This is a genomic window from Paracoccus amoyensis (genome assembly GCF_014490725.1).
Classification (GTDB): domain Bacteria; phylum Pseudomonadota; class Alphaproteobacteria; order Rhodobacterales; family Rhodobacteraceae; genus Paracoccus; species Paracoccus amoyensis.
Window position 1 is genome coordinate 41,910 of record NZ_JACOQL010000008.1, and the last position, 21,252, is coordinate 63,161.

Sequence of the window (21,252 nt, forward strand, 5' to 3'; positions counted from 1 at the left end):
GTGTCAGTGAAACCGGTGTCAGTGAAACAGTGACACCGTCGCCCAGCTTCCTGTCTGGATCGGTGCCGCGGCCACCGAGGTGCTGCAAAACGCGCTCAGCACGCCCCAATTCAGCCAGATTGCCACCGCCGCAATCATCACGCCGGCCAGGGCGAAAACGGCATCCTCGCGCAAATGCGTCCCCTTGTAACGGCTGAGATAATATTGCTGGAGCGGATAGATGATCAAGATCTGCACCCCCTGCACCAGCAAGATGCCCAGCATGCCCAGCAGCCAGAAGCCGCCCAGCATCAGGATGAAATTCAGGATCGCGTGCAAAACCACCAGCCGGGAAAAACGGCGTGAATCCCCTTCGGCCAGCAGTAATTGGCTGTTGCCCAATGTCAGCGCGGTCGGGATTTGCGCCAGCGCCATGATGATCAGCATCGGGCCTGCGGCTGCATAACGCACATCGTAAAGCAAGCCGATCAGCAGATTGCCGATCAACGCCAATGTCCCGAACATTGCCAGCATCCCGCCTGCCACAAGGTTACGGGCGCGGCCGATCTTGTGACGGTTGACGGGGTTTTCCGAGGGCCGGGCGTGGCGATACAGCGGAAACAGAATACGCTCGGCCACGGTTCGTCCCAGCATCGTAGGGAAAGCGGCCATGAAGAAGGCGATATTGTAGATGCCAAGATCGGTAAAGCTGACCAGCTTGCCCAGAACCAGCTTGTCCCCCTGATTGACAAAGAACCCGGCCAGGGTGCTGATAAAGATGAACTGGCCGAATTTCATCAGATCATGGGCCGCGCTGCGATCCCATTTCAGGCGGGACGGAGCACCCGGCAGATATATATGGGATGCCAGAACCGTCATCAGATTGCCGAACAATCCCCCGATGACCAGGGCCCAGACCGATGGCCAGACAGCCGCCAGCGCCACCATGAGGATCACGGCGCCAGCCTGACTGACAAGGCTGATCACCGTCTGGCGGCCAAGGCGCAACCGGCGATTTTGAACTGCCATCTTTGTCGAAAGAAAACCCATGACCACGGCATTCAACCCGACAACGGGCAATAACCAGCGGATCTGCGGCTCGTCATAAAAAGAGGCCAGCGGCCAGGCCAACGCACATGCCACCAGCCACAGGACCATTCCGCGAAAAATCTGCAGGGTCCAGGCAGTATTCAGAAAGTCGGACTCTTCCCCCCGTGGGTTCTGGATGATCGAGACCCGGATCCCGATATCCGAAAACATCTGCAGGGCCGTCATGAAGGTCTGGATCAGCGCCATCAGGCCAAAAGCCTCGGGGAACAGCAGGCGCGTCAGGATCAGGTTGGACAGAAGTCGCATCAACTGCGATCCGAACGTCCCGCCCAACGTGATGGCGGTGCCGCGCAAAGCCCGGCTGCGCAGGCCTTCGCCTTTTAGAATGTCTGAAAAACGCACCGATACACCATGCTGCCCGCGCAGGACAAATCCTGTCAAACGCGCGACATAGACCCTTCGTCCGGCGACGTCACCCCTTTAGGCGTGCTTGACGCGGAAACTGACGGGAAATTGCCCGCGCTCAGTGCCAAAGGGCAAGCCGGGCAGGCCTTTTATATGTATATTATGTCTATAAAATATAACGGCCCGATAACGACCCTTGGCGCAGGATTCCCCCACCGACAAGCTGCAAGGATATGCTATGCCCGTATCCGCCACATCCGACGCAACCTTAAATCTTCTGGTCATCACCTCTGCCCGCGGCAGGGCGGATGGTGCGTCTGTGACGCTTGACAAGAAATTCGTCGAAGGGATGAAATATTACACCGCATCATGGCCCGGCCGCACCGCATGCCTTTTACGCGCCCCCCTTCAGGGTGCGCTGTTTCTGGACCACTTTGATCCGCAAGACCTGCCTTTCAGCCTGTTGTTCCGGCCGGCCCGCCATCACCTGACCGCAGAAGATCTGCATGGCCATGACATCATCCTGGTCAGTGGCGACAACCCGGACTATCTGCATCTCGCCCAGCTGGGGAAAGCGCAGAGCAAGCGCATTTTCTTTACCATCGAATATACTGCGGAAACCCGGCGGCAGATCACCATGCTGGATCGCAACCGGTCCTTTCTGTCCAAGATCAAATCCCTGCTGGACATCACCCTGACCGAGCATCGCCGCCGCAAGGCCTTTGCCATCTCCCATGGGCTGCAGGCCAACGGCTATCCCGCCGCAGATATCTATCACCGGATAAACGATAACACCGTTTTCTATCTGGATAACCGGATGACCGCTAATCTGTCCGCAACCGAAGACGAGATGCAGGCCCGCCAGCAATATCTTCTGTCGGGGCAGCCCATGCGATTGATCCATTCGGGCAGGTTGGAGCCGATGAAAGGGTCGCAGGATCTGGTCCCGATTGCACAACGGTTGCGCGACAGGCACGTGCATTTCGTGCTGGATGTTTTTGGCGACGGGTCATTGAAGACGGACATTCACCGCGACATTGCCAGGCATGATCTGGGCAATCAGATCCGGCTGCACGGCGTCGTCGATTTCGCGACCGAACTGGTCCCTTTTGCCCGCCGCAACAGCGATATATTCCTCAGCTGTCACCGACAATCCGACCCGTCCTGCAGCTATCTGGAAAACATGGGCTGCGGACTGCCGGTCGCGGGCTATGCCAATCGGATGTGGGGGGCGCTGGCGCAGGACAGCAAAGCCGGATGGACGGTGCCTTTGGGCGATTGGTCAGCCCTTGCTGACAAGCTGGCGGATCTGGCGGCCGCCCCGGCCCAGATCGCCGAAAAATCCGCGAACGCATTGAAATTCGCCAAGGCGCATTTTTTTGATACCGAATTTTCCCGGCGGATCGCGCAGATGAAACTTGCCGCCGGACTGAACTGAACTTTCCGGGGCGGGGGGCGGTCCTTAGGCCGATCCGCCCTCGACCGCATCGGCCATCCCGTCTGCGTGGCGATACGCGTTCAGAACGACGCCCAGCACATTGGTATATTCGCCAACCTCACGCTCGCAGCTGTCGAAATCACCGTAGCGGGTCTGATCCGCACGGACCAGGATCAGGGCGCAGTCGACATGCTGCAGAAAGGCGCGGGCATCGTCCCCGATCAGGATCGAGGGCAGATCGAAGATCATGATGTCGGGATCATAGTTTTGCTGAATCCCGGCCAGCGTTTCGCGGGTGCTGTCAGCCATCAGCAAACGCGTCGGATCGGTATCGGGCACACCTGACAGCGCCAGCGCAAGATTGGGGCCGACGCGACGGGCGTGGTCGGCGAAACTGCGTTCCCCCCGCAAAAGCGGCGCGATCGATGGCGGCTGCGGCAGGCCCAGTTTCTCGGCCACCGTGGGCGCCCGCAGGTCCAGATCGAACAGCATCGAGCGCAGTTCCGGCTGACGGCCAAGCGCCAGCGCAAGGTTCACCGCCGCCGTCGATTTTCCGCATTGTGGCAGGGGCGAGGTGATTGCCAGACGTTTCCAGCCATTCTGCCGCATCTGATACAGGATCTTGGTGCGCAAAACGTCAAAGGGTGTCGATTCCTGTGACGCATTCTGCGACAGGATACGCGATTTCAGCAGCGCGGTCCGGTCCAGTTCCGCCTCTGGGATGGCGTGCCACAGGGCATTCGCATCTGTTCCGGCACCTGTTCCGGTCGTCGGGTTTACCCCGCCTGCCCCTGCGGCGGGGCCCGCGGCAACAGGCTGCCCCTTCTGCGTCGCAGTTCCTTCGGCCTCGCGCTTGCGGCGGGCAATCTCGATGGCGGCTTGCAGCTTTTCCATTGCGGTTCAAGACTTTCCTGTTTCCGGGACCGGCTTAGCCCAGCCCCAGGCGGCTGACGATCTTCTGTGCCAGAAGATCCAGCGGCATATAATTGATGTGCAGCGCCCACAGCCCAAGCGGAATGATGATCAGAACCGCCAGAATCGCCGCCATGCCAACGCTTTTACGCCGTCTGCGTTCCTGACGGCTTTCAATATAGGGGATAACCGCCAAGGGCGTGATATCAAATCGTGACCGCAATTCAGCCGGACGGCGGACGGTCGTGTTCAGCAATTCCATCAGCGCAAAGAAACCACCGGCCAGCGCAAGGCCAAGCCCGATCCCCATGACCGCCAGCTTCTTGCGGTTCGGCCCCGAGGGCACGGTTGGCACGGTCGCAGCTTCGATCACGGTAATCCGCTGACCGCGGGACGAGGCCTCGACCCGTTCGGCGGTTCGCGCCTGACCAAGGCTGGCCACAGCCGCATCATAGCGTGTCTGGATATTGGCCTGATCACGCTCCAGCGCAGACAGGGCAATCGAATTGGCTGCCGTCGCATTGATCGAATCCGCCAATTCATCCAATTCCTGATCGGCCTGCGCCTTTTCGACCGTCATGGCCTGAACCCTGCTGTCGATCTGCGCCAGATTCAAATCCAGCAGGGCATTTCCGGTCTGGCTTTCCTCGCTTTCAGCGCCGCCGCCTTCGGCCTGCACCACGCGTTCTGTCGCGGCGATGCGGTTGCGCAGCGACGTGACACGCGGGCTGTTTTCGGAATAGACCGCCAGAACGGCACTCAGCTCTGCCTGCAGGGTTGCCAGTTGCTGCTGGGCCGGGGTCTGGGACGTCGCATTATTGATCCCGATACTGCCGGTCTGTTCAAAGATCCGCACCATATCGGCCCGCTGCGCCTGCAACGCCGCCAGATCGCTTTCCAGCCGGGACACCCGCTCTTGCAGCAGCGATTGGCGATCCTGCCGATAGCGCAAATTCTCGGGCAGGGCGTTTGCATTGCTTTTCTTGAAGTCAAGGATCTTGCCCGTCTGCGCATCCAGATCCTGGCTTAGACGATCCACTTCCTGCTGATAGAAGCTTAGCCGGTCTTCGGCCAATGCGACCCGGTTGCGGGTATTGGCGCTTAGGATCAGCGTCGTATATTCGTTCACGACGGCAGCGGCCAGGCGCGGATTGGTCGAGGTATATCCCACCGACATCAATGTCGCCTGATCCCGCCCTGCCGAACGGCGGATGATCGTATTGGACATCATCTGCGCGACTTTCATATCCGGGTCCATGGTCGCGCTGTCGGGAAACACATTCAGCTTGTTGGCAACGTCGATCATATTGGCACGCGTCAGCAATTGCTGTTCGATCACCTGCAGGGTTTCTGCGTCCGAGGTGGCCGCAGCCTCACGGTTGTCGGTGATCTGGGCCCCTTCGACCAGCAATCGGGCGGCGGCGGAATAGGTTGAGGGCGCACGAATGGCCCATGCAACGCCAAAAGCCGAACAGATGATCAGCAAGGCCAGCATGACCGGCAAGCGCCGCATCAGCAGCGACCAATAAAAGCGCAAATCAATCATGAGAGATCCCGCTTCCTTTCGGTTTCCTGGGCCGGCACCAGCCGGGGTCCGGGTTCGGGGGCCGCGATCAGGATCAGGCCATCGCCGATCAATTCATCCACCAGATCGACATTCACGGCGGCCAGACCAGCCGCAGCGGCATAGACCAGCGACAGATCGGCGATCTTGTTGATCATCCGGGGCACCCCGCGTGATTCGGCATGGATGCGCCGGGCGGCCTCATCGCCGATTTCATCACCCGTTCCCCCCGCATGGCGCAGGCGGTGACGGATATAGGCGACCGAATTTGCCTCATCAAAGCTGCCCAGATGAAAGGTCGCGCTGACCCGCTGGGCAAATTGCCGCAATTCCGGGCGTGTGATGATATCGCGCAATTCCGGTTGCCCCAGCAGGACAAGTTGCAGCAATTCATCCGTGCCCGAGTTGATATTCGTCAGCATCCGCAACTCTTCCAGAGTTTCGGCCCCCAGATTTTGCGCTTCGTCGAAGATCAACACGACCAGATGGCCGGCCGCATATTCGGTCAGCACGAAATCCTGAAATATCTGGAACAGGCGCACATAATCGGCATCTGCCGGTGCGGGAATATCAAAGGCATTCAGAATCCAGCGCAGCAGCTCACCCCGATCGCCGCGTGCGTTGGAAATCAGTCCAACGCGCATATCATCATCGGCCTTGCGCAAAAGCGCCTGAATCAGCGTCGTTTTCCCCGCTCCGACCTCGCCAGTGACGACAGTCAGCGGTGCACGCGTCATCAGCCCATACTCCAGCACCGCAAAAGCTTTGCGATGCTTGTCTGACCAGAACAACATGCCGGGGTCAGGCAAGATCGAAAACGGGCGGATCGAGAAGCCGAAATGGTCAAGATAAAACTGGCTCACCCTACAACCCACATCGAAAACATCGGGTCGCTATACCTACTTAGCACCTCATTGACCAGTATAGGGGGCAGGCGGTAAAATTTAATCTAACAAATTGTGACGACTCCGCCGGGATCGATCACGGCTTTGCGCGTGGTCGTGATCGGATTTACAACTAAAAGTTGTTTTTACTGCATCATGAAATCCCATGAGTTGCAGCCATGTGCGGAAATCCGAGCATGATGCGCGAAACCGCGCGCGTCACGTTTTGCTGACTGAACTGCTTATTCAGCTTGGGTGTTCTCCGTGATAGCGTCTTGCTGTTCTGGGGGACGGGCTATGTCTTGCGCCGCGAAACCGGCACAATAAGATGCGTTGTTTTCATGGTGTTCCCCAAAGAAAGGGAAATTTGGTGGTGATCGATTTTCGCGCTTCCGCGTTCAAGCATGCATTGGCCGTCGAAGACATGCATGAGCGTGGCCTTTATCGGAATGGTGGCAAGCGCCTGTTCGAGACCCTGCTGGTTCTGATGGCTGCCCCGATCTGCCTTCCGCTTGTGTTGATTCTGGCCCTTCTGATCGCGCTGGACGGACACAACCCTTTCTTCGTTCAGTTACGAATCGGACGGAACGGTCGCGTTTTCCGGATCTGGAAACTGCGCACGATGGTCAAAAATGCCCAAAACCAGCTTGAAGACCATCTGGCCCAGGACCCCGAGGCCCGCGAGCAATGGGAACGGACCCAGAAACTGAAACAGGATCCACGGATCACCCGTCTGGGCCGGATTTTGCGCAAAACCTCGGTGGATGAGCTGCCGCAGCTGCTGAACGTGGTGAACGGCACCATGGCACTGATCGGCCCGCGCCCGATGATGGTGGATCAACGCCACTTGTATGTCGGGCAGACATATCGTCGTCTGCGTCCCGGGATAACCGGATTGTGGCAAATTTCGGCACGAAATGAATCGGAATTCGTGGCCCGTGTGCGCTATGATGATGAATATTACCGTACTCTGTCCCTGCGGACCGATTTGCGGATACTGGCCCGAACCGTGCTGGTCGTCTTGCGCGGCACCGGTTACTAGGCTGGTTCCGCATTTTTCGCGTGGTGGATGGCAGAGGCCGCATCCGCCATGTTTTCATCCCGAGACCGACAGATCATGACCGCCAAAAAAGACCCCCGCACCGCCCCTTCACGCAAGAAGGGTTTGCGTATTTTCTTGCCTGCCGCGCTGGCAGCCGGGCTGACACTGTCCCTTGCAGGATGCAAAACGGCCGAAGAACGCGCGGATGAATATTACCAGTCAGGGCTGGCGCTGCTGGAACAGGGCGATGTTGATCGCGCCATCGTCCAGTTCCGCAATGTCTTTGACATCGAAGGCACCCATTACGAGGCCCGCAAGAAGCTGGCCGAGACCTTGCTGGCACGGGGCGATGCGAAACAGGCTTATAGCCAGTATCTGCGTCTGGCCGAACAATATCCCGACGATCTGGAAACGCGGATCGCATTGTCGCAGATCGCCTTTGATCAATCACAGGTCGCCGAATTTGAACGTCATGTGACCCGCGCGGTCGAACTGGCCGTCGATGATCCGCGGGTCAAGGCATTGGATATTGCCCGCCGCTATCGCGATGCCACCGCCGCGCAGGATAATCAGACCCGCAATCAGATTGCCGAAGAAACCGAAGCGCTGATCCCGTCACAGCCGGATAATCCGCTGCTGCTCAGCATCCTGCTGGACAAGGCCGCGCGCGACAAGGATCTGGACCGTGCGGATGAATTGACCACCCATCTGCTTGAACTGCAACCGGACAATCGCCGGCGCTATCAGCAGCGGCTGGCGCTGCTTGTGGAGCAGCGCGACATGCCTGGCATTGAACAGCATCTGCGCACCACCATCGACCGTTTTCCCGACGATCCCGAAGCCAAGGCCGATCTGGTCCGGTTCCTGATGTCGGATAACCGCCCCGACGATGCCGAGGCCTATCTGCGGGAACTGGCTGACGCCGCCCCCGCCGAAGATCCCGCGCCCAAGGTCGATCTGGTCCGCTTTATCGAAATGCAGCGTGGCGTGCCCGCCGCACAAGAGGAACTGACCAGGATCATCGCCGCAGGTGGCGATCCCCTGATCTTCCAGACCCTGCGGGCCGGGTTCGACTTCTCGGACGGCAAGCGGGACGAGGCGATTGCCGAAATCCGCAAGGTTCTGGACACCGTGACCGAGCCCAGCGACCGGTCCCGCGACGTTCAGGCCCAACTGGCGCGGATGCTGAACGCAACCGGCGATCAGGCGGGCGCCGGTCAGCTGGTCGATGAAATCCTGGCCCAGAACCCGGCTCATCCTGCCGCGCTGAAGATGCAGGCCGGCTGGAATATCGACGCCGATAAAACCGATGACGCGATCATGTCCTTGCGCAGCGTGCTGGACCAGCATCCCGACGATATCGAGGCGATGAGCCTGATGGCCAATGCCTATCAGCGCGCGGGCGAGCCCGATCTGCAGCGCGATTACCTGACGCAGGCGGCCAATGCCGCCAACAATGCGCCCGCACAGGCCCTGCGGCTGGCGCAAAGCCTGTTTCAGGAAGGCCGCTACCGCCCGGCAGAAGATGCGTTGTTGCCCGCCCTGCGTCAGCAGCCGGACAATATCGACCTGCTGAACCTGCTGGGCCGGACCTATCTGGCCATGCCCGACATCCCGCGCGCCGAAGGCGTCATCAATCGTCTGCGCGAACTGGGCGCCCAGCCGGGGGGAGAGCGTGCCAAGACCATGGCGGACGAATTGGAACTGAGCCGCCTTGCGGGCACCGATGGGAACGAAGCTGCCATCGGCTATCTGGAAGAACTGGCCGGACAGGCCGATGCGGGTCTGGGCCCACGGCTGGAACTGATCCGGGTCCGCCTGGCCTCGGGCGATGTGGCCTCGGCCAAGGAGCTGGCGCAGAAACTGGCCGGGGAGCAGCCCGACAATCCCGCCGTTCGTATGACATTGGCCGTGGCCGAATCCGCGGCGGGCGACGATACCGCAGCCCGCGATATTCTGACCAGATTGGTTCAGGATCAGCCCACCGATCCCCGGCCCTATATAATGCTGATGCGTCTGGCCGTGGCCCAGGGTGATACCGATGGCGCGACGGCAATGATTGATCAGGCACTGGAAGCAATGCCCGGCAATCCCGACCTGCTATGGAGCAAGGCCGGCCTGGCCGAGGGGCGCGGAGACATCGATGCAGCCATTGCCATCTATGATCAGCTTTATGCCCAGAATTCGGATTCAATCGTCATCGCCAACAACCTTGCCAGCCTGCTGGCGACGTGGAAATCCAATGATCCGGCGGCCGTGACCCGGGCCTCGACCGTGGCGCGGCGGTTGAAGGATACCGATCAGCCCGCCTTCATGGATACCTATGGCTGGATCCAGCATCTGAACGGTGCCAGCCAGGCCGCGCTGCCCTATCTGGAAGGTGCTGCCGCCGGTCTGCCGGAAGACCCGATGGTGCAGATCCATCTGGGACTGGTGCAGGACGCCATCGGCAAGGCCGAGGATGCCAAGGCCCAGCTGCAAAAAGGTCTGGAGATGCTGCCGGAAGGTCAGGAAGGACCGTCGATTACACAGGCGCGCGAGACCTTGGCGCGGCTGGAAAACCCCGCCGCGCCGCAACCGGCAGATGGCGGGACCGCCCCGGCAACGGAGGCAGACCCGGCTGACGCCCCTGCCCCCGCCGCCACAACCCAACCGGTATCCGCGCCGGACAACTGAAGCTTCAATCGCCTTCCGGGCGAGTAACCCTTGGCAGGATCACGATAATTGTGGTCCTGTAGTGACAGATTGCAGTATTTTTTCTACCCTTTGCCGCTTCGCCAAGGCTATGTGTTAGTAGATAAAGAACACCTGCGGTTCAGGGCCAATCCCCGCCCCGCAGGATGACAGGATAAAGGGACAAGACAATGAAAACCCTGCTGCGTTTCATCCTTGCACCGGTGCTTTCGATTGCACTGGTCATGGTGATGGCCTTTGCCCCTGCTGCCTCGGCGCAGCAATATGGCGTCCGTGCAGGCGACCGGCTGGAAATTCAAGTCGTGGAAGACGAAAGTCTGAACCGCGCCGTGACCGTGCTGCCGGGCGGGTCGATCACCTTCCCCTATGCCGGCAACATGAATGTGGGCGGCCAATCCGCCACCACCATCGCCAATCGCATCTCGCAATCGTTGGCAGGCATCATGGCCTCGCCGCCAACGGTTTTCGTCAACGTCGTCCCGATCGAACCTGTGCCGACCGCGGAAGAGGTCGAGGAAGCGGTCATCAATATCTATATCATGGGTGAGGCCGCCCAACCGGGCGCCAAGGCCGTGCTGCCGGGCACCACATTCCTGCAGGCGCTGTCGCAGGCGGGTGGCCTGACGCCCTTTGCCGCCACCAAACGCATCCAGCTGCGCCGCGCCTCCATGCCCGGTCAGGTCATCACGGTGAACTATTCCGCCATCATGCGGGGCGCGACGATGAACCTCGATCCGGTTCTGGCCGAAGGTGATGTCATCATCGTGCCAGAGCGGAGCCTGTTCGAATAATGCCAAAGCGCGCCAGATTACAGGCGCGCGCCGGTTTCGGCGGCGCATTCGGATATCGGGTTCTGGCAATTTCAACGGTCGCCCTGCTGCCACAGCTGACATGGGCGCAGGACAGCGATCAGGATTCCGCCCTGGCCCCAAAGGCGGAATTCACCATTGGCCAGCAGATTGCCGTCGACAATGGCGATGTCATTGGCATCACGCCGCTGGACCTGAACATCCAGACCGGCACCAGAGCCCAGCTTTTGCAGTTTTCGCTGTCCCTGCCCATCAATCAGGGGGATCCGGACGAAGACGACTTCCTGAGCTTTGGTGACCGGCAGGCCCGGTTATTCTATCGGCGTGGGGCAAAGAATTCGGCCTTCGAGACCGAATTCAACTATCGCGAAAGCGATCTGGACGATTCACTGGTCTATGACGACGTGACCAATGAATTCGTCAGCGTGGATCGGGGCAGCGTCGCCACCAAATCGGGCCGGTTGGGCTATGTCTTTGGTCAGCAGGGCAAGATCGGGGGCGAAGTTGGCCTGAACTATTCACGGCGCGATTATACCGATCTCAGCACGGACAGCGCCTCGTTGTATGACAGCAAGACATATGGCGGGGATATCAAGCTGTATCTGGAGCCGACGCCCCTGATCCGGGCGCGGATCGTGGCCACGCAATCCCGTATCGAATCCGATGGCGGCACCGACAGCCGCAATACGGATGCCGGGGTTGGCGCCGCGATGCAAATCGACAAGGTGACCAATCTGGATGCCGAAATCACCCATACCCGCATCCGCCGCGAAGAAGAGGATGGCACGATCGAAGAGGCCACCGGCCCGAGCTATCGTCTGGCGCTGACCCGGTCACGCCCGCTTGGAGATTGGCGGTTAAGCTATGATTCCACGCCCGGCACCTCGGGGCGGCGGGACAATATGATGCTGGGTCGCAGCCTTGAAATGCAGACCTATGAACTTTCTGCCGCCGTTGGCATGACGCATTTTCAGGGCAATTACGATCCGATCTTCGAGGTTAATTACAGCCGCGAACTGAACCGGATTTCCAAATTCCAGGCATCACTGACGCATCGGTCTGTCACGGCCAGTGATGGTGATGAGGCGCTGAATACCACTCTTTCAGCCAGCTACAGCCGCCAGCTTACCGAAATCTCCGGGCTAAACGCCGCCATCAATTATCGGGCGACCGACGTGCAGACCGGCGACAATGCGAATGCTGAAACGGTCTCGCTCGATATCAGCTATAACCGGGCGCTGTATTCCGACCTGTCGCTGGTCGCGGGGGCAAATATCACCCGCTCCTCCAGTGATAACCGCAATGACGACGACAATGATGACGAACGTGTTTATCTGGGCATCAGCCGCACCTTTGACTGGCTGCCCTGAAACCCGCTGAAAGCCGGGACACGGCTTTCAGCCCCGCCTTTCGATCATGGTCAGATAATCGCCAGGTTTCCTGTCACCACGGCCACGGCAAAGACGATCAGATTGGCCAGCGCATGGGCGGCGATCGCATCGGCGATGCGACCATTCCTGCGGGTCACCAGTGAAAAGGCCACACCGGCCACAAAAGCCTCGGCCCAGCGGTCATGCAGGGCAGCGAACAGCCCGGCAGTCACCAGGATGGCCATGATATTGCGCCACAGCGGGGCCGGTGCGTCGATTGCGGCACCGCGAAGGCGGCTTTCCAGATAGTCGCGGAAGAACAGCTCTTCGACCAGCGGCACCAGAAAGACCGTGCCCACACCGCGCAGCAGGAACCACAGGATCAGCAGTCCGCCCGATATGGCGCCGTAAGGGGCCGGGCCATCCAGCGGCGCGACGGGGATGGCGACCCACATGGCCCCCACGGCAGCCCCGGCCAGCCAGGACAGCGGATCGACGCGCCAGACAATCCCGCGCAAAGCAGGCCAGACCAGCGTCACAACCGCCGCCAGCAGCAAGACCCGCAGCGGGTAGAAGCTGGATGGGTTCTGGCTGATCGCGGGCACGATCACCGCCGTCAGCATGAACACCGCAAAGGGCAGGATGCGTGCCGCCACCGGGTCTTGCCGCAGGGGCGGCAGGGGTTTTGCGGCAGGGGCGGCGACCTGTTGCCGCATGGCATGTTTGTGTAGCCATGGCACGCGGCGGGCAATCACGATGATACCAAGCGCCACGGCGGTGAACATCACCCAGCCTGCATGGCTGTGAAACCCGCCGACAGCCAGTTCGGGATGTCCTTCCATCCCGATGGCCAGCAGGACCGCGATCCGCACCACATTCAGCAGCGCACTGGCCACGATCCCCAAAGGATACAACAGCAAGGCCCGCGGAAAACGCAGTTCTTCGCGGAACAGCCACAGATACAGCGTGACAAAGATCGTGACCAGGGCGATCCCCTCGACCCCGGAACAGACCGGCGCGACCGAGATCACGAAACCGTCGGTGCCGATATGCTTGCGCACCGGATCAGAAAACACCTCATAGCCCATCAGGTCGATCAGCCATGTCACGGCACGAAAGGTCAGATCGGCAATGGTATCCAGTTGCCAGATCGGCTGCAGCCTGACGGCCAGTGCCGGGGCAATAGCCCCTGCCGCGATGACCACAAGCAGCGGGAAGCCCGCCTGTTTCAGAAACGCAACCCAACGAGGGCGCGGGGCCAGCCAGCCAAGCACCCCCAGCAGGATCAGCCCCATACCGCAGGTCCACAGCAAAAAGGCCGGCCACAGCATCGCCGTTCCTGACCCTTCACGCATGAAAAGCGCCGGCAGCATCGCCAGCACGAAACCCGCGGCGTTCAGGATCAGCGGGTGCGGGCTGCGGCCCGCATCTGTCAGAAGTGCGCGAAACAATTCAGGCCGCAACAAGGCAAACAACCCGGCCGCAGCAATCACGCAATACAGCGCCGCCAGGCTTTTGCTGGCAGTCGCACAGGCCGAAACACCCCAATTGGCCTGGCATTCAAAATCGATGCCATGTTTGAAGGTCAGCCCGATGATCAGAAATTCCACCACGATCAACACCCCCACCCAGATGATCGGCGCGGCGGGCAGACGAGAGTCGATAGCGCGAGAATTACTCATGACGGATAACTTCAGACCTCAGTTTTCGAAACGATCAGGCCCGCCGTTTGGCGGGCCTGTCGATGATCGGGTCGCGACGACCGGACCAGCTTAGTGGGCGCGACGGCGGCGTTCCCAGGTCAGCAGCACGATAGCGGTCAGCGCGGCCAAAGCGGCGGTGCCTTCCAATGCGCTGATTTCCGGAACAGCGGTCGGCTGGCATTCCGGCATGGTCGGGTTGATCTCGCAGGTCGACGCCACAGCGGCCGAGTTGATCAGGCTGTAGGCGACGGCCGAAAGGCCAGCAAGGCTAAGGTATTTCACGTGTCTTGACTCCTGAAAAGCGGCGAAGATCCAAGCGCTTCGCCATCGAAACTCCGGATCGCGCAAGTGTGCGATCCGGTCCCGGTCCTTGGACAAACCGGAACTGAAACAGGGCCGACCCGGATCGGGCCAGCCCCGGTCTTGATCAGAAGCAGAGGCAATCTTCTGCCAGATCGTTCCACTCGACCCCGATGATCATCGGCTGCTTGTTTCCGGCAGCGATGGCCGCGGCGGTCGGGTCGACGATCAGGCCGATGATATCGCCTTCACCAGCTTCAAAGCCTTCGCCATTGGCAAGGGCCAGATTGTAGATTTCCTGTGCATTCGCCTTGGTGCCAAAGGTCGGGTTGGCTTCGTTCACGAACAGGAAGTTGTCGGTCAGGCCCCAGATGGCGCCCTGAATTTCGGCTTCGGTATAGGTCTTGCCAGTCCCGTCGCCATTGTCGATCGAGGTGAAATCCTGGTTCAGGATCCAGTTGACCAGATCCAGGTTCTGTTCGTTCACGATCGATGCAGGCGCATCTTCCGCGGTCGCCAGATGGAAGGTCACAGGCACATTGACGCCCATCTTGATCGGCAGCTGGGCTGCGCCACAGAACACGATATCAAAGGATTTGCCGTCGAAACGCTGATCCCCGGTGCCCGAAACGGCTGCGGTATAGAATTCACCCCCGGTCGTATCCATCGACAGCTTGATCACGCCGGCTTCCGGCAGGCTGGCCTTGATGGTTTCCAGCGTGTTCAGCGAACCGCAATAGGACATGTCCACATTCGCCGTGTCGATGCCGCCATTCCCGTCCGAGATCTCGTAGCTGTAGGTCGCGTTGGCTTTCTGGCCGATGGTCAGGCTTGCATAATCCGAACCGCTGGCATCAAAGACCAGCTGACCCGTCGACAAGGTCACAATCACCCCGTCATCCAGCGTCACGCTTTGACCTTCGGTGATCGCCTGGCCGTCAACCTTGGTGATCGTCAGGCTGTCGCCATCCGCATCCGTGTCATTCGCCAGAACATTCACCGTCTTCGCAACGCTGACACAAGTGCCAGAGGCGTCATCCGACGCATCAGGACCGGCGTTCGGCACATAGAGGCCAGCATCGACATGCGAAACCAGACCGCCAGCAGGAACGGTATAGCTGCCCGTCGCGCCGGTGGTCACATTGGCGTCGCTGTCCACGGTGTCATCGCCGCCGACATTGGCATCGGTCAGCTTCATGCCGTCGACTTCGGTCGGGAACACGACGCTGTAGTCGCCCGGCTGCAGGTTGTTGAACTTGTAGGAACCATCTGCACCGGTCTGCATCGTGGCAACAACCGCGCCAGCCGCATTCAGCAACTGAACGGTGACACCCGAAACACCGGTTTCGTTATTGTCGATGCCGTCCTTGTTGGCGTCGATGAACACGCGGCCTTCCAACGCACCCGGTTTGATTTCCGGCTCGGACGGGCACAGCTTGATCTTGTCGATGATCGCATATTCGCACCCCTTGCCCGACCCTTTCAGGGTGATGACATCGCCATATTTCAGGTTCAGGTCATCGACGGACACATCCATCCATTTGCCGGTTTCGGTGTTCAGGCGGATCGATTTGACTTCCTGACCGTTCACCAGAACCTTGATATAGCCGTCTCCGCGCGCCGCGTCCCAGTACCGGATCGAGAAGTCATATTCACCGGCCGCGCCCTTGAAGGTCGTGCTGGCGCTGCCATTATAACCGGTCAGCGAGATATATTCCCCGCCCGAGGCCGAAGTGGCGCCTTTGACCGTGTAGCAGGACAGGCGCATATCTTCGGCTTCGATGACGATGCATTTCTGTGCGCCGTCTTCTTTCACGTCGCAGACATTGACCGTCAGTTCCTTGTTGGTCACGCCGCCTTTGCCATCGCTGACAGCCACGATCACCTTGTAGCTGTTATTGCCGTCCGAGTCGGTCGGCTTTTCATAGTCGGGCGCGTTCACAAAGCTCAGCACACCGGTCTTGGCGTCGATGGTGAAGGATGCGCCGTCAGCGCCGCCCACGATCGAGAAGCTCAGTGCGTCACCCTCTTTGTCCGACGCGTTCAGATCGACAACCAGCTTGTTGTTTTCATTGACGCAATAGATGCCGTTCGCAGGCACATTGGTGAAGGTCGGGGGCGTGTTCGGCGGTGCGGTGGTGCCGGCGCCCAGGCAGGAATAATCAACCCACGAACCCGAAACGTTGCAGGTCGACACCACAGTCACCGAGGTGCCGATCGGCGGCTGCGCCCCGTAGAAGGTGAAATAGCCGTTGCCAGCCCCGGCCGAGTCATGACCTTCGATCTTGATTTCGATCATGTAATAGGTCTTGCCGTCCGACCCTTTCAGCACGTGATACTGTTCGGCATACATCTTGCAGCCGACCGCGACGCCATTGACCTTGGCATTCTGACCGCTGCGGTCGGACGAACCGCTGGTGCCCCACCAGCAATTGGTGCTGTCACCCGACAGGGTCGCGTCATTGTCGGTCGTCGACATCTTGGTGGTCGGGATGCCGACGGTGAAGGTGTCACCACGGTCGATGCTGGTGCCGTTCTTGCCGTTGGCCAACAGGTCAGCTTCCGTAAATGCCGACCATTGATACGATTTATAATACTGAGAACTATAGTAAGTCATGCCACTCTTCCCACTCAAACTTCCCTTATCGGGAAAACAAACACTCGATACGCTGGCATGAACAAAGACAGGCATTCCGCATACCTGTCCGTAAACTTAACCAATTTCGGTAAGCCGCCCCGGGCCTCGCGATCTTGGAAAGGTCCATACTTCCTATTTTTTTCCAATTCTATGGATTTCACATTTTCTGGCAAGAAAACGGATTGAAATCATGCAACTTAGCTGGTTTTCAGGGCAAATGACGCACGCATTGATTGTAGCCTTACTCACCACCTCAATTCACGACAGAGTGGCAATTCTTTGCCGCAACCTGTAGTTGTATATCGACGAACGCATGAGCACGAATCACATCGCGAATCATGACCCCTTTGGACCGCATGAAACGGCACATGCAAAAACCCTGAAACTCGGACAATTTGTAATCATGCAAAACCGGACAGTTTCGTGTTCAGCATCTAATATGGCGGACCTGTGATGCCTCTGCCCATCAGATAGCGATCCGATGATAATCGTTGCCCTGTTTTTCATTGTCGCCGGATCGGTGATGGCCTCGACCACCGCCTGTTTTCTTGGCGCATCCTGGGGGATGATTGCGCTGGCATATCTGGGCGGCGGATGGACGGGATTGCTGATCGGAATGCCTGCGACCCTGGTCGTCAGTTGTCTGCGGAAACGGCACGGGCTGCGGATGTCGGGCGAAAAACTGAAGCCGGCCAGCCGCAGATAGATGCACCGCAAACGGGCCCCGGCCTGTGCAGCCCGATGATCCCCTTATGGTTCATCATCGGGAAAACTCGTATCCTGATCCCATTTCTGCTACGACGACGCAGAAATATAGAAGAAAATCACCGCCCAGCCCGATCCGCGCGGGCCTTCTCTTCCCTTTTGAACCCGGTCCCTTGCGCCCGGACGGGGATTAAGGCAACCCGCCCTATCGAAAGCATGGCCCATCAGGGCAGAACAGCAATGACGGAAAGCAGCCAGAATGAGCGGCACAGGCGCACCCCTACGGGAAGCAGGCGCAACGATCATCTTTGACCGGGTCGGCAAGGCCTTTGACGGCCCCGGCGGCAGTCGTGTCAGCGCATTGGAAGATGTCAGCCTGACGGTTCAGCCCGGCGCGATTTGCGGCATCATCGGCAGATCGGGGGCGGGCAAATCGACGCTGCTGCGCATGGTCAACGGGCTGGAACGGCCAACCAGCGGCACGGTTTCGGTGGCGGGCCATGATGTCGGCAATGCCAATGGCGCGGCTTTGCGCCGGATCCGCCGCGAGGTCGGGATGATCTTTCAGCACTTCAATCTGCTGGCCTCTCGCACGGTCTATGGCAATATCGCCCTGCCCCTTGAAATCGCTGGCGCACCCGCCGCCGAGATTCATCCAAAGGTTGAAAACCTGATCGCCCGCGTCGGGCTTGAAGCCCTGCGTGAGCGTTATCCGGCCGAACTGTCTGGCGGGCAGAAGCAGCGCGTGGGCATTGCCCGCGCCCTGGCCACCAGTCCAAAGGTCCTGTTGTCGGATGAGGCGACATCGGCGCTGGACCCCGAAACCACGCAGACGGTTCTGCGGCTTTTGTCCGATATCAACCGCGATCTGGGCCTGACCATCCTGTTGATCACGCATGAAATGGCCGTGGTGCGCGACATCGCCAGCCAGATGGCGGTGATCGAGGGTGGCCGCATCGTCGAGGAAGGCGCGACCTATGACGTCTTTGCCCAGCCCCGGCATCCGACCACGCGATCCTTTCTGGGGGGCGTGACCGGGCTGACACTGCCCGCCTTCATCGCAGGCCGGATGCAGGATCATCGCCCCGACGGCCCGGCACAGGCGGTCATCCGCGTGACCTTTGCGGGCGATCACGCCACTGACCCGATGCTGGCCAATCTGGCCACCGAACTGGGCATCGCCGCCAATATTCTGGCCGGCGCCATCGAAGAGATCGGCCCGCATCCCTTCGGCAACCTGCTGATTGCCGTCGATGCCGCACGCGGAGACGAGGCGCGGACCTATCTGGAACGCCACGGGCTGCTGACAGAGGTGTTGGGCTATGTCGTCTAATCTGATCGCACTGCTTTACTCTGCCACGCTGCAAACGCTGTATATGGTCGCGGCATCCGCCATTCTGGGCACGATCTTCGGCCTGCCGCTGGGCGTCTATCTGGCCACATCGCAACGGGGCGAGCTGTTGTCATCGCCGTGGGTGAACAAGATACTGGGCCTTGTGGTGAATGCCGCGCGGTCGGTGCCCTTCATCATTCTGGTGGTGGCGATCATCCCCTTTACCCGCGCGCTTGTCGGCACCTCGATCGGGACCGACGCGGCCATCGTGCCGCTGACCATCGCCGCGATCCCCTTTATCGCGCGGCTGGTCGAAAACGCGATCCGCGAGGTTGACGCCGGACTGATCGAGGCTGCCCGCGCCATGGGCGCCACGCCGTTGCAGATCATCCGCAAGGTTCTGATCCGTGAGGCCCTGCCCGGTATCACGCTGGGCCTGACCTTGGCCGTCGTCAGCCTGATCGGCTATTCCGCCATGGTCGGCGCGGTTGGCGGTCAGGGGCTGGGCGATCTGGGCATCCGCTATGGTTATCAGCGGTTCATGCCCGATGTGATGCTGGCCGTGGTCATCATCCTGATCGTCATGGTCCAGCTTGTGCAGTCCATCGGCGAATGGATCGCGGCGCGGGTCGACAAACGCGCCCCTCGCAATCGCGGGCGCTGATCTTGCCTGTTTCAGCGCCCAAGTCTTTTACGCATGAACCATCAAGGAGCTTTCTGATGCTGCGTCTTGTCACCCTGACCTCTGTTCTGGCCCTGTCGGCAGCCGCCGCCATGGCCGAAGACATCACTGTCGGCGTTTCCCCGGGCGAGCATGCCGAGATCATGGAAGAAGTCGCCAAGGTCGCCGCGCCAAAGGGTCTGAACATCGAAGTGGTCGAGTTTTCCGACTATGTCGTGCCGAACCAGGCGCTGAACGATGGCGACCTGAACGCCAACAGCTTCCAGCACCGCCCCTATCTGGAAAACCAGATCAAGGATCGCGGCTTTGATCTGGTCGAGGTCGGAACCACCATCACCACGCCCATGGGCGTCTATTCAGAAAAGCTGAAGGACATTGCGGATCTGCCCGATGGCGCCAATGTCGGCATCCCGAACGACCCGACCAATGGCGGCCGCGCCCTGCTGATCCTGCAGGATCTGGGCCTGATCAAGCTGGCCGAAGGCACCGGGCTGGTTCCGACGCCGCTGGACGTGACCGAGAATGCCAAGAACCTGGCCTTCCTTGAACTGGATGCCGCGCAACTGCCGCGATCGCTGGCCGATACGGATATTTCCATCATCAACACCAACTATGCACTGGATGCGGGACTGAACCCGAAAACCGATGCAATTGCGACGGAAAAAGCCGACAGCCCCTATGTGAACATCATCGTGGTGAAGAACGGCGATCAGGACCAGCCTTGGGTGAAACAACTGGTCGAGGCCTATCACAGCCCCGAAATCAAAGCCTTCATCGACGAAAAATACGACGGCTCGGTCATTACCAGCTGGTAATGATGGGCGGCCTTCGGGCTGAAACGGCAAGGCCGCAGGTGGTGCCATCTGCGGCCTTTGTCATGTCCTCCCTCAAAACCCGACGAACACCATGTCCAGCGCATTGCCGATATCCGTATCATGGGCGGCCAGATTGGTGACCGGCGCGGCAAGAGCCGACCGGGGGATCGCGGCCAGAAACTGCGTCACCATCACATGCGGCTGATCGGCGATCCGAAAGACCGGGTTCAGCCGCCGGGCAGGCACCGGCGCATTGTCCCGTGGCATCAGCGGCACCACGATCCGCGTGTTCAGCCCGTCCAGCAGATCGGCCTGTACATCCAGCAGATAGCCCGGGCCATCCGGGTTGGCATAGACATCATAGCGCGCCATTCAGAATTGCCGGTATCTGGCCAGTGGCAGTCCCTGCCGGTCCGCCCAATCGTTGGAACTGGCAAGGGCATCCGCATTTTCGCGTTGCCAACTGGCGGATCTTGCGGCGGCAACCGCCTGCCGCACCCCGGCTTCGGCTGCCTGCGACAGGTTTACACCAAAGCTGCGGGCTTCCTGCAGCAGGCCTGCATCCAGCGACAGATTGGTCGGTTTCTTGGGGGTTGCGTGACGTTGCATGGGACATCCTCTGATATGCCCATAAATAATGCGCATTGTCATGCGCGGCAAGATCTCGATCCCGTTTACCTGCCATTTGGACATCCGCACATATAAATCGCGGAAACACGTGATTATCAGTTGTCGGCCGACCCGCATTCAAGGAATGCTGTTCATGGCAACCCATCACACCCCAACCGGGAGGAGACAGGCATGCGCGCCGTCAAGGCAGCTCTTGGATTGGCGGTGATCCTGTCCGCAGCGGCGGGCGGGCTGTATCTGACGGATCGCATTCTGGCGCGACAGAACCCGGCGGCACAGTTTTCACAACGGGATGACGG

18 protein-coding genes are annotated in these 21,252 nt (G+C 59.9%); 9 read left to right on the forward strand and 9 right to left on the reverse strand.

What is annotated here, in order from left to right; genetic code table 11:
* Positions 1 to 18: 18 nt before the first annotated feature.
* Entirely contained in the window at positions 19 to 1,431 is a 1,413-nt protein-coding gene (locus H4P12_RS17900) for an oligosaccharide flippase family protein (protein WP_187794996.1), read from the reverse strand.
* Positions 1,432 to 1,672: 241 nt separating this feature from the next.
* Between H4P12_RS17900 and H4P12_RS17905 the strand changes: the two genes are divergently transcribed.
* Positions 1,673 to 2,872, forward strand: coding sequence for a glycosyltransferase (locus H4P12_RS17905; protein WP_187794997.1), 1,200 nt, complete (start codon positions 1,673 to 1,675; stop codon positions 2,870 to 2,872).
* A 24-nt stretch (positions 2,873 to 2,896) separates the two neighbouring features.
* On the opposite strand, the gene H4P12_RS17910 is transcribed toward H4P12_RS17905, so the two are convergent.
* Genes H4P12_RS17910 through H4P12_RS17920 form a run of 3 tightly spaced genes read right to left on the reverse strand, consistent with a single transcriptional unit; the run spans position 2,897 to position 6,211 of the window.
* Positions 2,897 to 3,766, reverse strand: a complete 870-nt coding sequence (locus H4P12_RS17910) for a CpsD/CapB family tyrosine-protein kinase (protein ID WP_187794998.1) — start codon at positions 3,764 to 3,766, stop codon at positions 2,897 to 2,899.
* A gap of 34 nt (positions 3,767 to 3,800) precedes the next feature.
* Positions 3,801 to 5,330 carry a GumC family protein gene (locus H4P12_RS17915; protein WP_187794999.1) on the reverse strand — a complete coding sequence of 510 codons (1,530 nt, stop codon included), beginning with the start codon at positions 5,328 to 5,330 and terminating at the stop codon, positions 3,801 to 3,803.
* Positions 5,327 to 6,211, reverse strand: coding sequence for an ExeA family protein (locus H4P12_RS17920; RefSeq protein ID WP_343069857.1), 885 nt, complete (start codon positions 6,209 to 6,211; stop codon positions 5,327 to 5,329). Before H4P12_RS17920 ends, H4P12_RS17915 begins: the two co-directional genes overlap by 4 nt.
* 394 nt (positions 6,212 to 6,605) lie before the next feature.
* Between H4P12_RS17920 and H4P12_RS17925 the strand changes: the two genes are divergently transcribed.
* The 4 genes from H4P12_RS17925 to H4P12_RS17940 all read left to right on the forward strand — a co-directional run bounded on the left by H4P12_RS17925 (position 6,606) and on the right by H4P12_RS17940 (position 12,147).
* On the forward strand, positions 6,606 to 7,274 hold the full coding sequence (locus tag H4P12_RS17925) for a sugar transferase (RefSeq protein WP_343069858.1): 669 nt from the start codon (positions 6,606 to 6,608) through the stop codon (positions 7,272 to 7,274).
* 75 nt (positions 7,275 to 7,349) lie between these two features.
* Positions 7,350 to 9,950: a tetratricopeptide repeat protein gene (locus tag H4P12_RS17930; RefSeq protein ID WP_187795000.1), complete on the forward strand. Its 2,601-nt coding sequence runs from the start codon at positions 7,350 to 7,352 to the stop codon at positions 9,948 to 9,950.
* Positions 9,951 to 10,138: 188 nt separating this feature from the next.
* Entirely contained in the window at positions 10,139 to 10,759 is a 621-nt protein-coding gene (locus tag H4P12_RS17935; RefSeq protein ID WP_187795001.1) for a polysaccharide biosynthesis/export family protein, read from the forward strand.
* Positions 10,759 to 12,147, forward strand: a complete 1,389-nt coding sequence (locus tag H4P12_RS17940; protein WP_187795002.1) for a hypothetical protein — start codon at positions 10,759 to 10,761, stop codon at positions 12,145 to 12,147. Before H4P12_RS17935 ends, H4P12_RS17940 begins: the two co-directional genes overlap by 1 nt.
* 50 nt (positions 12,148 to 12,197) lie before the next feature.
* On the opposite strand, the gene xrtE is transcribed toward H4P12_RS17940, so the two are convergent.
* The 3 genes from xrtE to H4P12_RS17955 all read right to left on the reverse strand — a co-directional run bounded on the left by xrtE (position 12,198) and on the right by H4P12_RS17955 (position 16,767).
* Positions 12,198 to 13,829, reverse strand: a complete 1,632-nt coding sequence (xrtE, locus tag H4P12_RS17945) for an exosortase E/protease, VPEID-CTERM system (RefSeq protein ID WP_187795003.1) — start codon at positions 13,827 to 13,829, stop codon at positions 12,198 to 12,200.
* A 90-nt stretch (positions 13,830 to 13,919) separates the two neighbouring features.
* Positions 13,920 to 14,132: a hypothetical protein gene (locus H4P12_RS17950; protein WP_187795004.1), complete on the reverse strand. Its 213-nt coding sequence runs from the start codon at positions 14,130 to 14,132 to the stop codon at positions 13,920 to 13,922.
* A gap of 145 nt (positions 14,133 to 14,277) precedes the next feature.
* The gene (locus H4P12_RS17955) at positions 14,278 to 16,767 is read right to left on the reverse strand and encodes an SdrD B-like domain-containing protein (protein WP_187795005.1); all 2,490 of its coding nucleotides are present in this window, start codon (positions 16,765 to 16,767) and stop codon (positions 14,278 to 14,280) included.
* A 502-nt stretch (positions 16,768 to 17,269) separates the two neighbouring features.
* On the opposite strand from H4P12_RS17955, the gene H4P12_RS17960 reads away from it, so the two are divergent.
* The 4 genes from H4P12_RS17960 to H4P12_RS17975 all read left to right on the forward strand — a co-directional run bounded on the left by H4P12_RS17960 (position 17,270) and on the right by H4P12_RS17975 (position 20,323).
* Complete coding sequence (locus H4P12_RS17960) at positions 17,270 to 17,494, forward strand: hypothetical protein (RefSeq protein ID WP_187795006.1); 225 nt, start codon at positions 17,270 to 17,272, stop codon at positions 17,492 to 17,494.
* Positions 17,495 to 17,752: 258 nt separating this feature from the next.
* On the forward strand, positions 17,753 to 18,826 hold the full coding sequence (locus tag H4P12_RS17965) for a methionine ABC transporter ATP-binding protein (RefSeq protein ID WP_187795007.1): 1,074 nt from the start codon (positions 17,753 to 17,755) through the stop codon (positions 18,824 to 18,826).
* Positions 18,816 to 19,490 carry a methionine ABC transporter permease gene (locus H4P12_RS17970; RefSeq protein ID WP_187795008.1) on the forward strand — a complete coding sequence of 225 codons (675 nt, stop codon included), beginning with the start codon at positions 18,816 to 18,818 and terminating at the stop codon, positions 19,488 to 19,490. Before H4P12_RS17965 ends, H4P12_RS17970 begins: the two co-directional genes overlap by 11 nt.
* 56 nt (positions 19,491 to 19,546) lie before the next feature.
* Entirely contained in the window at positions 19,547 to 20,323 is a 777-nt protein-coding gene (locus H4P12_RS17975; protein ID WP_187795009.1) for a MetQ/NlpA family ABC transporter substrate-binding protein, read from the forward strand.
* Positions 20,324 to 20,395: 72 nt separating this feature from the next.
* Here the strand turns inward: H4P12_RS17975 and H4P12_RS17980 are convergent, their stop codons facing one another.
* Positions 20,396 to 20,695 carry a CcdB family protein gene (locus H4P12_RS17980; RefSeq protein ID WP_187795010.1) on the reverse strand — a complete coding sequence of 100 codons (300 nt, stop codon included), beginning with the start codon at positions 20,693 to 20,695 and terminating at the stop codon, positions 20,396 to 20,398.
* On the reverse strand, positions 20,696 to 20,932 hold the full coding sequence (locus tag H4P12_RS17985; protein WP_187795011.1) for a type II toxin-antitoxin system CcdA family antitoxin: 237 nt from the start codon (positions 20,930 to 20,932) through the stop codon (positions 20,696 to 20,698).
* Positions 20,933 to 21,252 lie beyond the last annotated feature (320 nt).